The organism is Mesorhizobium sp. B2-5-4, from assembly GCF_006441095.1.
In the GTDB taxonomy this organism is placed as follows: Bacteria; Pseudomonadota; Alphaproteobacteria; order Rhizobiales; family Rhizobiaceae; genus Mesorhizobium; species Mesorhizobium salmacidum.
On record NZ_VFUR01000004.1, the window covers coordinates 78845 to 91900 of the forward strand.

A 13056-nucleotide genomic window follows, 5' to 3' on the forward strand; every position below is an offset into this window, starting at 1 on the left:
GATGTCGTGTTAAATGCTGTCACTTTTGTGCGATCGCAACCAGGGGTCGCGTCGCCTGGGCTCGAGTGATCCTGTTGTGGAAGCAACGATCAGCTTTTCATCGGCCGCTGGACGTGTTACCAGCCACCGCCAATCCTGAAAGGGAATAATGAGTCGGCGCTGTCCATTCCGGTCCAGCGCTTTTTCTGCATTCAAAGGGGCTGGCCATGGCAAAAATCATCGAAACCTCCACCGGCGCACTGGCGCTGACCTTTGACGACGTGCTCTTGCAGCCCGGTCATTCCGAGGTGATGCCCGGCCAGACCGACATCCGCACCCGCATCGCCGGCGACATTGACCTCAACGTGCCGATCCTGTCGGCGGCGATGGACACGGTCACCGAGGCAAGGCTCGCCATTGCCATGGCGCAGGCCGGCGGCATCGGCGTCATCCATCGCAATTTCTCGCCCGCCGAACAGGCCGAGCAGGTGCGGCAGGTCAAGAAATTCGAATCCGGCATGGTGGTCAACCCGGTCACGATCGGTCCCGACGCCACGCTCGCCGACGCATTGTCGCTGATGCGCACCTACTCGATTTCGGGCATTCCGGTGGTCGAGAATGGCGGCGCCGGCGGCCACAAGACCGGCCGGCTCGTCGGCATCCTGACCAACCGTGACGTGCGCTTCGCTTCCGATCCGGCGCAAAAGGTCTACGAATTGATGACCCGTGAGAACCTGATCACGGTCAAGGAGAATGTCGACCAGGACGAGGCCAAGCGGCTTCTGCACCAGCACCGCATCGAGAAGCTGGTGGTGGTCGACAAAACGGGCAATTGCGTCGGGCTGATCACCGTCAAGGACATCGAGAAATCGCAGCTCAACCCGCATGCCACCAAGGATGCGCAGGGGCGCCTGCGCGCCGCGGCCGCCACCAGCGTCGGCGATGACGGCTTCGAACGGGCCGAGCGCCTTATCGAGGCCGGCGTGGACCTTTTGGTGATCGATACCGCGCATGGCCACTCACAGCGGGTGCTGGACGCGGTGACGCGGGCGAAGAAGCTTTCCAATTCCGTGCGCATCCTGGCCGGCAATGTCGCCACCGCCGAAGGCACGCGGGCGCTGATCGACGCCGGCGCCGATGCCGTCAAGGTCGGCATTGGTCCGGGCTCCATCTGCACCACCCGCATCGTGGCCGGGGTCGGTGTTCCCCAGCTTTCAGCCATCATGTCGGCGGTCGAGGCAGCGCATAAATCGGGCGCCTCGGTGATTGCCGACGGCGGCATCAAATATTCCGGCGATCTCGCCAAGGCACTCGCCGCCGGCGCCAGTGCCGCCATGATCGGCTCGCTGCTTGCCGGGACCGACGAAAGCCCGGGCGAGGTCTATCTGCACCAGGGCCGCTCCTTCAAGGCCTATCGCGGCATGGGCTCGGTCGGCGCCATGGCGCGGGGCTCCGCCGATCGCTACTTCCAGGCCGAGGTGCGCGACACGCTGAAATTGGTGCCGGAAGGCATTGAAGGGCAGGTTCCCTACAAAGGACCTGTGTCTGGCGTGCTGCACCAGCTTGCAGGCGGGCTGAAAGCCGCTATGGGTTATGTTGGTGGCCGCGACCTTGCCGATTTCCGCGACCGCGCCACTTTTGTGCGCATATCCAACGCCGGACTTCGTGAAAGCCACGCCCATGACGTCACGATTACCCGCGAAAGCCCCAACTATCCCGGCGGAGCCTGATTCTTCCGGGCTTTGGCGCAACTTGACCGCCATGGTGCTGCGCCTGTCGCGCCATGTCGGGGCGCTCTGCTTTCTCTCGGCGGCGGTTTTCATCGCCATGGCGGGCATGGAGTTCTTCTATTTCCGCCAATTGAGCGGGGGCTTGGCCTCGCTCGACATGCGCTATTTCGGATTCACGCCCGACGAAGGCATGGCCTGGCTGACGGCGCTTGGCCGGCGCGGCAGCGAGATCATCCTGGTCTGGCATTACCTGACCTTCGATCTTTTGTTTCCGGCGCTGCTGTCGCTGACGCTGGTCAGCCTGATCCTGGCAACTGGCCGGCGACTGAAGAATTTCCGCGTGTTGCCTGCTCAGATGCAGGCGATCTTCGCGCTGATCCTGGTGCTGCCCTACACGCTCGCCGACTACGCCCAGAATATCGCCGTGGCGCGGCTTCTGTCCGATTTCCTCTACGCCAACCCGGACTCGCTGTCTTTCGCCTCGGCGCTCATCGTCACCAAATTCGTGCTTCTCGCCGTCCCGGTCATCGTCATTGCCGCTTTCTGGTTGGCGGGCCAAGGACGTCGGAATTGAAGCGGAGCAGGGCAGGGGCGACTTCATGAACCAGACCACGATCTTCTGGCCTGTGCTGGCTCACGTGCTGCTGATCTACACCGTCTATATCGTCATGGGCCGGCGCCGCTATTTTGCTGTCAAGTCGGGTGAAGCCAAGGTCGGCCAGTACAAGGTTCGTTCGACCGAGCCGACCTCTACTGTCACCGTCGCGAACAATTTGATCAACCAATTCGAACTGCCGGTGCTTTTCTACGTGCTGTGCCTGACACTGCACATGACCAACGGCGTCAATTACATCACGCTCGCACTGATGTGGATTTTCGTCGCGTCGCGCTATTTTCACGCCTGGTTTCACCTGACCAGCAACAAGCTGCTGATGCGCAACCGCTCCTTCGTGCTGGGCGCGGTGGTGCTGGCGCTGGGCTGGATCTGGTTGGCCCTGCACTTGCTCGCGATCGTATGAGCTGCGCCAAATCACCTTCTCAAAAAGGGAAGACGGAAAGGCCGGCGCTTATAGATCGAACACCGCGATCTTGCGATTGTCGAACTTGATGCCGATCTCGCCGCGCACAAGTTTCAGCGCCTGTTCGCCGAACACGGCGCGCCGCCAGCCTTGCAGGGCCGGCACATCGGCATCCTCGCCTTCGGCGGCGATGCGATCGATATCGTCGCTGGAGGCGAGCACCTTCGAGGCGACGCCCTGCTTTTCGGCGATGATCCTGAGCAGCACTTTCAAGAGCTCCGCGGCCGCATTCGAGCCCTCGGGCGGCTGGAAGCTTTTCGGCAGTTTCGGCATCTGCTCCTTGGGGAGGGCGAGCGCGGTGTTGACCGCGCCGAGCAGTGCCGTCGCCGTCGAGGAGCGTTCCCAGCCCTTGGGCGTGGTGCGCAGCTTGGCAAGGGCTGCCGCATCGCGCGGCCCTTGCTGCGCGATCTCGTAGATCGCATCGTCCTTGAGCACGCGGCCGCGCGGCACGTCGCGCTCGCGCGCCTCGCGTTCGCGCCATGCCGCTACGGTCTGGACGATCGCCAGCTCCTGCGGTTTGCGAAGCCGCATCTTCAGCCGCTTCCAGGCGTCCTCGGGATGCGGATCGTAGGTCTCGCGCGAGGTCAGGACATCCATCTCCTCATTCAGCCAGTGGGCGCGGTTTTCCCGCGCCAGCTCGGCGTTGAGGTGCTGATAGACCTCGATCAAATGGGTAACGTCGGCCAGCGCGTAGTCGAGCTGCTTGTCGGACAGCGGGCGGTGGCGCCAGTCGGTGAAGCGCGACGACTTGTCGAGTCGTGCGCCGGTGATGCGCTGCACGAGCTGATCGTAGGAAACGCTGTCGCCGAAGCCGCAGACCATCGCCGCCACCTGTGTGTCGAACACCGGGTGCGGAACGAGATCGCCGAGATGGACGATGATTTCGATGTCTTGCCGGGCGGCGTGGAAGACTTTGACCACCGCCTCGTTGGCCATCAACCTGAAGAAGGGAGCGAGGTCGATATCAGGTGACAGCGGATCGATCAGCGCCGTCACGCCGGGCGCGGCCATCTGGATCAGGCACAGGATGGGCCAGAAGGTCGTTTCGCGGATGAATTCGGTGTCGACGGTGACAAAATCCGACTTTTCGAAAGCGGCGAGAACGGTCTCGAGTTCTTTCTGGGTGGTGATGACGTGCATCAAATCGCTTTTGGCAGGAGTAGGGTCTTCCTAGATTTCAGCCGGGAAGGCTTTCGTCAAGCTGTGGTGCCACCGTCACGGCCCTTCCGGACTGTCTGGATCACTATTTCTCCTCGCCAGCCGCGCAAAAATGGTCGAGGTGCGCAACACCGCGGTGAAGCGGCTGCGCTTGCCGGCCGGCACGCCGGACCCACGCCGGAGAGGATGACGGCGGTGAAGACCGCGTAGACCACGGCGCTGAAGACAAACAGCGCGCTTGGCCCGAAATACTGCATCGCTGTCGAGGCCGCGAACGGGCCGCCAACGGCGCCGAAGGAATAGAACAGCATCAGGGCCGCGTTGATCAGCACGAACTCGCCGGCGGTCAGAGGATTCAATCGACGCGCTCAAAAGTGTCTAGGCTGGTCCCGAAGGCGCGCCATGTTCCAACCTGGGTCAGCTTTGCGGGCTCACCCTCGGCGTCGGCTGAAAGTGCCATTCCAGCCACTGTGTGCCACAACATCTCCATCTTGCCGTTCCGAAAAATGCCGGTGTAGCTGACCGCCGCCGGGCCCGTTTTTCCTGACGCCGCGGAAGTAAAGCCAATCACATCTCCATGAGCGGCCCCGTGGAGAGGCACTTCCATCCCGGAAAAGCTGCTGTCGGGCAATGCTGTCTTGAAGACACCGCGGATCAAACCATCGCTATCGTCTTCGATAACTACAACCGAACCGTATTGATTGCGCCAAGTGCCCTTCCAGGAAAACATGTTTGCCTCCTCTCACTCCATTATGCGCCAACGCGAGAGGCGGTTTACGGTTCCGCCACATGACCGGCTATGGATTGAAACCCGAAGTTCCAGACTGAGAGACTGCCGCTCCATCCGTTTGCCTTGACAAACCATGCCTCTCATGCGCTTTTCGCGCAAATTTTGGGCCGGGCTGCGATGCTTTGGCCCGCAACCCACAATCCCGGACTTTTTATCCATGACCATGCACCGTTACCGCAGCCATACCTGTGCCCAGTTGCGAAAGAGCGACGTCGGCAATTCCGTTCGCCTGTCGGGCTGGGTGCATCGCGTGCGCGACCATGGCGGCCTGCTGTTCATCGATCTGCGCGACCATTACGGCCTGACCCAGATCGTCGCCGATCCGGATTCGCCTGCCTTCAAGGTCGCCGAGACCTTGCGCGGTGAATGGGTGATCCGCGTTGACGGCGAGGTCAAGGCACGCCTGCCGGAAACCACGAACGCCAACCTGCCGACCGGTGAGATCGAGATTTTCGCCCGCGAGATCGAGGTGCTGTCGGCGGCCAAGGAATTGCCGCTGCCGGTATTCGGCGAACCGGACTACCCCGAGGACATCAGGCTGAAATACCGCTTCCTCGACCTGCGCCGTGAGACGCTGCACCGGAACATCGTGGCGCGCACGAAAATCATCGCCGAGATGCGCAAGCGCATGGGCGAGGTCGGCTTCACCGAATTCTCGACGCCGATCCTTACCGCCTCGTCGCCGGAAGGCGCGCGCGACTTCCTGGTGCCGTCGCGCATCCATCCTGGCACCTTCTACGCGCTGCCGCAGGCTCCGCAGCAGTACAAGCAGCTTATCATGGTGTCCGGCTTCGACCGTTATTTCCAGATCGCACCGTGCTTCCGCGACGAAGACCCGCGCGCCGACCGTCTGCCTGGCGAATTCTACCAGCTCGACGTCGAAATGAGTTTCGTCGAGCAGGACGATGTGCTGTCGACCATGGAACCGGTGATGCGCGGCGTCTTCGAGACCTTTGCCAACGGCAAGCCGGTGACGCAGAAATTCCAGCGCATCCCTTACGATGTCGCCATGCGCAAATACGGTTCCGACAAGCCGGACCTGCGCAACCCGATCGAGATGCAGGCCGTCTCCGACCATTTTCGCGAGTCCGGCTTCAAGGTGTTCGCCAACATCCTGTCCAACGACCCGAAGGCCGAGGTGTGGGGCATTCCGGCAAAAACCGGCGGCAGCCGCGCCTTTTGCGATCGCATGAACAGCTGGGCGCAAGGCGAGGGCCAGCCGGGGCTGGGCTACATCTTCTGGCGCAAGGAGGGCGACAAGCTCGAAGGCGCCGGCCCGCTCGCTAAGAACATCGGCGAGGAGCGCACCGAGGCGATCCGCCTCCAGCTTGGCCTTGCAGATGGTGATGCCGCGTTCTTCGTCGCCGGCGACCCGAAGAAGTTCGTCTCCTTTGCGGGCGCCGCGCGCACGCGCGCCGGCGAGGAGTTGAACCTTGTCGACCGCGAGCGCTTCGAACTGTGCTGGATCGTCGACTTCCCGTTCTTCGAATGGAACGAGGAGGAGAAGAAGATCGACTTCGCCCACAATCCGTTCTCGATGCCGCAGGGCGGCATCGATGCGCTGAACGGCGAGGACCTGCTCGGCATCAAGGCCTTTCAGTACGACATGGTCTGCAACGGTTTCGAGATCGCCAGCGGCGGCATCCGCAACCATTTGCCAGAAACCATGGTCAAGGCATTCGAGACGGTCGGGCTGGACCGCGCCACGGTCGAGGAGCGCTTTGGCGGCCTCTATCGCGCCTTCCAGTATGGCGCGCCGCCGCATGGCGGCATGGCCGCCGGTGTCGACCGCGTCGTCATGCTTCTGGTCGGCGCCAAGAACCTGCGCGAAATCACCATGTTCCCGATGAACCAGCAGGCCTATGATTTGTTGATGAACGCGCCGTCGGAAGCGAGCCCGCAGCAGCTTCGCGATTTGGCGCTGCGCGTCGCGCCAACCAAGAAGGACGCCTGACCAGAAGCTTCGGGCTTCACTTCAGGAACTTGCTCGAACCGGTTCTTCCGATTCGGCAACAAAAAAACCGGCATCGCTGCCGGTTTTTTCGTGTCCTGAGGCCGCTTCGATCAGTCCTCGTTCGCCTTGACGCTGACGCCGAGCGTCTTCGGCAGGTCCAGCGGGTTCGACATGGCGCCCGCCATGATCAGAGCGAACGGCACCGATGCCGGCGGCTCGGCCGAGATTTCGAGGCTCTTCGGATCGTCGAGATATTTGCTGACCGCGGCGGTCACCTGAGCCGTGAGTTCCGGATTGTTGAGCTGCGCCATGCCGAACGGCACGATCGCCTTGGCCTGGTTGGCGATGTCCTTGGCCGACATGCCCTGCTGCTTGCCGACATAGTCCAGCACCTTGCCGGTCAGCGAATCGTCGTCGAAGCGGATCGAGGCGCTGTTGAACGAAAGCTGCTGCAACAGGCCGAGCATGGCCATGCCTTGCGCCGAATTGTCGGCGCCTTCCGGCTGTGCGGCCATCTTCTTCTGCATTTCCTGCAACGACTTGATGAAGTCGACCGTGTAACCGCCGAGGTCGAAGGTCATGCCGAGCGTGCCGGCATTCTCGACGGAGATGTCGTATTTCGACAGTTCCATCTTGCCGTCAGATGGCTGCCAGATGCCGGCCATTTCGAGATTGCCCGAGATGTTCTGGTAGCCGAGCGCGCTGATGACCTCCTTGGATTTGGGATCGTCGACCAGCGAGAGATCGGCCGTGAACTTCTCCGTATTGGCGGTGAACTCCATCGCCTTGCCGTCGGCGGGCGGCGTGATCTCTATGGCAAGGCCGTCCATCGAGAATGCGGTTTTGTCGGCGACCTTGACCGTCATGTTCGACAGTTCAGCGGATTTATACATCATCAGCGAGCCAAGCGGGCTGGTGGAGCCGTCGGCCGGCACCGTCATGTCGTGGATGATGAAGGGGCTGAGATCGAGGGTGACGCCGTCCTTGCTGTGTTCGAAGGCCGAGGTCGACACGGTGCCGATATCATAGCCGCCATTGGCTTCGGTGATGTTCTCGAGCTTGACGTCGCCGATCGTCAGCGCTTCCTTTTCCGCGGCCGGTTTCACCGACACGCCCTGCAGCACCATGCTGGTGTTGTCGCCGGTCACGCCGGTCCAAGAGATGTCGACGCCCTGTGCGGAGAGCGCAGCCTTCAGCCGGTCCGCGACCGCGGCGTCCTGGGCAAGGGCAGCATTCAGCGGCAGTGTGAGCAAGAGGGTCGAAAGAGCGAATTTCCGGAGAGTTGAGCGGTTGATTGTCATCGCAAGGTCCCTGAGAGTGTCCTGAAATTATTTTTCAATTCTTTGCGCCATCACCATTCCGTGACGAACTGGACGGGAAAAAGGCGTGTCCCGGCACAATGGTCGAAAATCGCGGTGAAAGGCAAACCCGATCCGAACGCTATTGGACAATGCAGTGAATTTGGCATGAAGGTCGGGCCGCCAGCGTGCTTCGCAATAGATGCGGCATGTAACAGATTGATGTTGGCCGGCAAGCTCGACCTTGCGGTCTCCTGTTGCAGAAACGTGCGCAAATCGACCGGTCCGGTGCGCGCCTCTTGCCGCGAATCACCCGCTCGGCTAGTCCCAGCCCATGGGAAAAAGGCTTTTGCCGCCTGACAATGGCGGCGGCGATCATATTGAACCGGTCGATCTGAAGAAGGCGCTGGAAGAGCGTTATCTCGCCTATGCGCTATCGACCATCATGCACCGGGCGCTGCCCGACGTTCGCGACGGACTGAAGCCGGTCCATCGCCGTATCATGCACGCCATGCGCCTGCTGCGCCTCAATCCCGACCAGGGTTTTGCCAAATGCGCCCGTATCGTCGGCGAGGTGATGGGCAAGTTCCACCCGCATGGCGACCAGTCGATCTATGATGCGCTGGTACGGCTGGCGCAGGATTTTTCGATGCGCTACCCCCTGGTCGACGGCCAGGGCAATTTCGGCAACATCGACGGCGATAACGCCGCCGCCATGCGCTACACCGAAGCGCGCATGACCGACGTGGCGACCGAATTGCTTGCCGGCATCACCGAGGATGCCGTCGACTATCGGCCGACCTACAATGAAGAGGACGAGGAGCCGGTCGTGCTCCCCGGCGCCTTCCCGAATCTGCTGGCCAACGGCTCGTCCGGCATCGCGGTCGGCATGGCGACATCGATCCCGCCGCACAACGCGGCCGAGCTTTGCGACGCCGCACTGCACCTGATCGAGCATCTCGACGCGCCGGTGGCGAAGCTGATGGATTTCGTCCAGGGCCCGGATTTCCCGACCGGCGGCATCATCGTCGACAGCCGCGCCTCCATCCTCGAAGCCTATGAGACCGGCCGCGGCGGCTTTCGCGTACGATCGAAATGGAACCAGGAGGACCAGGGCAGGGGCACCTGGAGCATCGTCGTCACCGAAATCCCCTATGGCGTGCAGAAGGCGCGGCTGATCGAGAAGATCGCCGAGCTGTTGATGGCCCGCAAGCTGCCGCTGCTCGAGGATATCAGGGACGAAAGTGCCGAGGACATCCGCGTCGTTCTGGTGCCCAAGAGCCGTTCCGTCGACCCCGGCATCCTGATGGAATCACTGTTCAAGCTCACCGAGCTCGAGAGCCGTTTCCCGCTCAACATGAATGTGCTGTCGCGCGGCAAGGTGCCCAACGTGCTGTCGTTGAAAGGCGTGCTGCAGGAATGGCTGGATCACCGCCGCGACGTCCTCATCCGTCGCTCGAAACATCGCCTCGGTGAGATCGAGAGGCGGCTGGAAATCCTTGCCGGCTACCTGATCGCCTATCTCAACATTGACGAGGTGATCAAGATCATCCGCGAGGAGGATGAGCCAAAGCAGGTCATGATGGCCCGCTGGTCGCTCACCGACACCCAAGCCGAAGCGATCCTCAACATGCGGCTGCGCGCGTTGCGTAAGCTGGAGGAATTCGAGATACGCAAGGAATTCGATGGCCTGACCGCAGAGAAGAAGCAGATCGAGGCGCTGCTGGCGTCCGATGCAAAGCAGTGGTCGACGATCAAGTGGGAAGTCACTCAGGTTCGCGACAAGTTCGGCCCGGAGACCGAGATCGGCAAGCGCCGTACCCAGTTCGCCGATGCGCCCGAGCACGACCTGACCGACATCGCGCATGCCATGATCGAGCGCGAGCCGGTCACCGTCGTGGTTTCGGAAAAAGGCTGGCTGCGGGCAATGAAGGGCCATCTGGCCGATCTTTCGACGCTGACCTTCAAGGAGGGCGACAGTCTCAAGCTCGCCTTCCATGCCCAGACGACAGACAAGGTGCTGGTCTTCACCACCGGCGGCAAATTCTACACGATCGGCGCCGACCGGCTGCCCGGCGGCCGCGGCCATGGCGAGCCGATCCGCATCATCGTCGACATGGACAATGACCAGGACATCGTCACCGCCTTCGTCCACGATCCCAAGCGCAAGCTGCTGCTCGCCTCTTTCGACGCCAACGGCTTCATCGTTGCGGAGGAAGAGGTGGTCGCCAACACCCGCAAGGGTAAGCAGGTGATGAACGTCAAGGCCCCGGACGAAGCCAAGCGCTGCGAGCCGGTCACCGGCGATCATCTGGCCATCGTCGGCGAGAACCGCAAGATGCTGGTGTTCGCGCTCTCGGAAATTCCGGAGATGAATCGCGGTAAAGGCGTGCGGCTGCAGAAATACAAGGACGGCGGCCTTCTCGACCTCAAGCCGTTCACGCTGGCGACCGGTCTTTCCTGGCAGGATTCGGCCGACCGCACCTTCACGCGGTCGCGCGAAGAACTGGCCGAGTGGATCGGCGCGAGGGCATCGGCAGGGCGTATGGTGCCGAAGGGTTTCCCGAGGACTGGCAAGTTCGGGTAGAAACTGCCGATCTCCCCCTTGGATGGGGAGATGGCCGGCAGGCCAGAGGGGGGCGCTGTCCCGCCAGCGCATCAAATGACTGGTTACACTTGTCGCAATTCTCAGTCCTTCAGATCAAATCAGAGGCTGGCGATCCTTCACGCCCCCTGCCGGACATCTCCTCACGAGGGGGGAGATTGGCAGCGCCACCATCGCCATTTGGACTATCGTCACGATTGCTGCACTATATCAGTGCATAACTGACCGGACGGGTCGGGGAGAATAGGGCATTTGAAGGAAGCAAAGATCCAGAAACCGGAACGGCAGCAGCGCCTCTTCGGGCTGTCCACACCGCTTCGGTCGGCCGTCATACCGCCGCTGTCGGCGGCGCGCTGGCTGCTGGTGCTGATCGTTGCCGCTGGTGTCTATTTCTTCCATGGCTTCCTGTTCCCAGTGCTGGCCGCGCTCGTCATCGCTTTCGCCAGCTGGCCGCTCTATCGGCGCCTGCTGGTCGGCGTCGGCGGTAACCGAACCATCGCCGCCACATTTGCCATCCTGTTCATCCTCGCCTTCCTGGTGATACCGATCGCGCTTGCCGGCACCTATGCAATCAACGAGGTGCGCGAGTGGGTCGGCTGGGCGATCGAGACCAATCGGCACGGTGCGGTGACGCCGCACTGGATCGCCACCCTGCCTGTGGTGGGTGAGTGGCTGAACGAGCAGTGGACGGCCAATCTCGGCCATCCCGGCGGCATCGGGGAACTGATCCAGCTGGTCAGCGGCGCCAATATCGGCAGCATCTACCGCGGCGCGCTCGCCGCCGGCGGCAGCGCTTTCAGCCTCTTTCTGACGCTGCTGTTCATGATGATCGCCCTGTTTTTCGCCTATCGCGATGGCGAGAATTTCGCCGGCCAGATCGACCGCCTCGGCGAACGCATCCTGCCGACCCGCTGGGAGCGGATCTCCCGCGTCGTGCCGGCGACCATTTCCTCGACCGTGACCGGCATGACCGTGATTGCCATCGGCGAGGGTCTGGTGCTGGGCGTCGCCTACTGGCTGGCCGGCGTGCCGTCGCCTGTGACGCTGGGCGCGCTGACAGGCGTGATGGCGCTCATCCCCGGCGGTGCGCCGCTGTCCTTTACCTTGGTGTCGATTTACCTCGCCGCCAGCGGCTCGCCGATGGCCGGCCTGGCGCTGTTCATATGGGGAACGGTCGAGCTGTTCATCGTCGACAAAACATTGCGCCCCAAGCTCGTGGGCGGACCGATAAAACTGCCCTTCCTACCAACTTTTTTCGGCTTGATCGGCGGCGTCAAGACGATGGGTTTTCTCGGCCTGTTCATCGGCCCGGTGCTGATGGCGCTGCTGGTCGCGATCTGGCGCGAGTGGCTGCGCGAGGTGGAAATGGCAGACGAGATGGCGGACGGCTCTGCCGCCGAGATCGAGGCGGGTCCGCAGATCGACGTCCTGCCCGAACCAAGCGCCGCGAAGAAGGCGAGCGCCGGATAGGGATTTCGGACAAATCTAGGCCGGATGGTGCACCGCAAGGTCGCCCCGGCGCCTGCGCCCATCATGCAGCTGCCAGAGCGAATGGGCGACCAGCGTGACGATCAGGATGCCGCCGCCGATCAGGCTGTTGCGCGTCGGCGTCTCGGCGAAGATCATCCACACCCAGATCGGCGCCAGCACCGTTTCGAGCAGGTAGAACATCGCCACTTCGGGTCCCGAAATATATTTCGGCCCTGCGGCGAGGCAGAAGAACGAGATCGGCATGATGACGGCGCCGTTGAAGATGATCCACCACGGCGCGTTCACGTGGAAGCCTTCGCCTGTCACCATGAAGGCGGCCAGTCCAAGCGGCAGAAGGACGCCGATCAGCGAGGTGAATCCCATATCCTTGCCGCTGGCGCGCGAGATGGTGATGGCGACCGCGATGAAGAAAGCCGAGCAGAGCGCCATGAAGTCGCCGAACAGCTTGCCGGTGCCGACCGAACCGCCGACGATGACCAGCACGCCGAGGATCATGACCAGCATCGCCACGATCGTCACCGCCCGCGGTCTTTCCTTCAGGAATATCCAGGACAGCAGTGCGGCGAACACGGTGTTGAAGGCCAGGATAAACACCAGATCGGCGGTCGAGGTATGAAAGACCGCCGTAACGAAGGTAATCGAGGTCAGCCCATAGCATATCGCCACGATCAGCCCGGACCAGCCGGGGATGAGCGGCGGCACATTCCGGCTCAGCGCGCGCCAGACCGACCAGATGATCATCGCGGCGATGAAAGTAGTTCCGGTCCGCAGCAAAAGGATGGTCCACGCGCCGCCATCCGCAAGGCGGATCAACGGTATGTCGACAGTCAGTATTAGTCCGCCGATGGCGGTTATCAGAAGACCCTTCTGGTGGTCATGGTGAGAGGACATGCAGGAACTTTCGCAATTGAATTGCAGGCGATGGCCGATCGGCGCAATCGCGCACTCTCTCCAGCCGAGCGGCTGAAAGAC

General features: G+C 62.2%; 10 protein-coding genes and 1 pseudogene. 6 read left to right on the forward strand and 5 right to left on the reverse strand.

Annotated features, from left to right (window positions below):
• Window positions 1-206: 206 nt before the first annotated feature.
• The 3 genes from guaB to FJ492_RS06475 are packed head-to-tail and all read left to right on the forward strand — an operon-like array spanning window position 207 to window position 2728.
• Entirely contained in the window at window positions 207-1709 is a 1503-nt protein-coding gene (guaB, locus tag FJ492_RS06465) for an IMP dehydrogenase (RefSeq protein WP_140507237.1), read from the forward strand.
• Between the two features lie 31 nt (window positions 1710-1740).
• Complete coding sequence (locus FJ492_RS06470; RefSeq protein ID WP_181166599.1) at window positions 1741-2283, forward strand: hypothetical protein; 543 nt, start codon at window positions 1741-1743, stop codon at window positions 2281-2283.
• A 25-nt stretch (window positions 2284-2308) separates the two neighbouring features.
• Complete coding sequence (locus FJ492_RS06475; RefSeq protein ID WP_140769089.1) at window positions 2309-2728, forward strand: MAPEG family protein; 420 nt, start codon at window positions 2309-2311, stop codon at window positions 2726-2728.
• Between the two features lie 48 nt (window positions 2729-2776).
• On the opposite strand, the gene rnd is transcribed toward FJ492_RS06475, so the two are convergent.
• From rnd to FJ492_RS06490, 3 genes and pseudogenes are all read right to left on the reverse strand, one after another.
• Window positions 2777-3928: a ribonuclease D gene (gene rnd / locus FJ492_RS06480; RefSeq protein ID WP_027143088.1), complete on the reverse strand. Its 1152-nt coding sequence runs from the start codon at window positions 3926-3928 to the stop codon at window positions 2777-2779.
• A 75-nt stretch (window positions 3929-4003) separates the two neighbouring features.
• Window positions 4004-4287 (reverse strand): annotated as a pseudogene (locus FJ492_RS06485) (MFS transporter); the annotation flags it as partial.
• A 14-nt stretch (window positions 4288-4301) separates the two neighbouring features.
• Window positions 4302-4676 carry an avidin/streptavidin family protein gene (locus FJ492_RS06490; RefSeq protein ID WP_140769091.1) on the reverse strand — a complete coding sequence of 125 codons (375 nt, stop codon included), beginning with the start codon at window positions 4674-4676 and terminating at the stop codon, window positions 4302-4304.
• A gap of 223 nt (window positions 4677-4899) precedes the next feature.
• Here FJ492_RS06490 and aspS point away from each other — a divergent pair, with 223 nt between their 5' ends.
• Window positions 4900-6690 (forward strand): aspartate--tRNA ligase, encoded by a 1791-nt coding sequence (gene aspS, locus FJ492_RS06495; protein WP_181166600.1) that lies wholly within the window; start codon window positions 4900-4902, stop codon window positions 6688-6690.
• Window positions 6691-6800: 110 nt separating this feature from the next.
• Here aspS and FJ492_RS06500 read toward each other — a convergent pair whose 3' ends face one another.
• The gene (locus FJ492_RS06500) at window positions 6801-7991 is read right to left on the reverse strand and encodes a hypothetical protein (RefSeq protein ID WP_140769093.1); all 1191 of its coding nucleotides are present in this window, start codon (window positions 7989-7991) and stop codon (window positions 6801-6803) included.
• Window positions 7992-8322: 331 nt separating this feature from the next.
• On the opposite strand from FJ492_RS06500, the gene parC reads away from it, so the two are divergent.
• Both parC and FJ492_RS06510 read left to right on the forward strand, forming a co-directional pair.
• Entirely contained in the window at window positions 8323-10575 is a 2253-nt protein-coding gene (parC, locus tag FJ492_RS06505; protein WP_140769095.1) for a DNA topoisomerase IV subunit A, read from the forward strand.
• Between the two features lie 270 nt (window positions 10576-10845).
• Window positions 10846-12063: an AI-2E family transporter gene (locus tag FJ492_RS06510; RefSeq protein ID WP_140769097.1), complete on the forward strand. Its 1218-nt coding sequence runs from the start codon at window positions 10846-10848 to the stop codon at window positions 12061-12063.
• 15 nt (window positions 12064-12078) lie between these two features.
• Here FJ492_RS06510 and FJ492_RS06515 read toward each other — a convergent pair whose 3' ends face one another.
• Window positions 12079-12975: a DMT family transporter gene (locus FJ492_RS06515; RefSeq protein WP_027146679.1), complete on the reverse strand. Its 897-nt coding sequence runs from the start codon at window positions 12973-12975 to the stop codon at window positions 12079-12081.
• Between the last annotated feature and the right edge of the window lie 81 nt (window positions 12976-13056).

Excerpts from the sequence above, each read along its gene's own strand:
- guaB (WP_140507237.1), top strand. The coding sequence starts at position 207 with ATGGCAAAAATCATCGAAACCTCCACCGGCGCACTGGCGCTGACCTTT.
- FJ492_RS06470 (WP_181166599.1), top strand. The coding sequence starts at position 1,741 with ATGGTGCTGCGCCTGTCGCGCCATGTCGGGGCGCTCTGCTTTCTCTCG.
- FJ492_RS06475 (WP_140769089.1), top strand. The coding sequence starts at position 2,309 with ATGAACCAGACCACGATCTTCTGGCCTGTGCTGGCTCACGTGCTGCTG.
- rnd (WP_027143088.1), bottom strand. The coding sequence starts at position 3,928 with ATGCACGTCATCACCACCCAGAAAGAACTCGAGACCGTTCTCGCCGCT.
- FJ492_RS06490 (WP_140769091.1), bottom strand. The coding sequence starts at position 4,676 with ATGTTTTCCTGGAAGGGCACTTGGCGCAATCAATACGGTTCGGTTGTA.
- aspS (WP_181166600.1), top strand. The coding sequence starts at position 4,900 with ATGCACCGTTACCGCAGCCATACCTGTGCCCAGTTGCGAAAGAGCGAC.
- FJ492_RS06500 (WP_140769093.1), bottom strand. The coding sequence starts at position 7,991 with ATGACAATCAACCGCTCAACTCTCCGGAAATTCGCTCTTTCGACCCTC.
- parC (WP_140769095.1), top strand. The coding sequence starts at position 8,323 with ATGGGAAAAAGGCTTTTGCCGCCTGACAATGGCGGCGGCGATCATATT.
- FJ492_RS06515 (WP_027146679.1), bottom strand. The coding sequence starts at position 12,975 with ATGTCCTCTCACCATGACCACCAGAAGGGTCTTCTGATAACCGCCATC.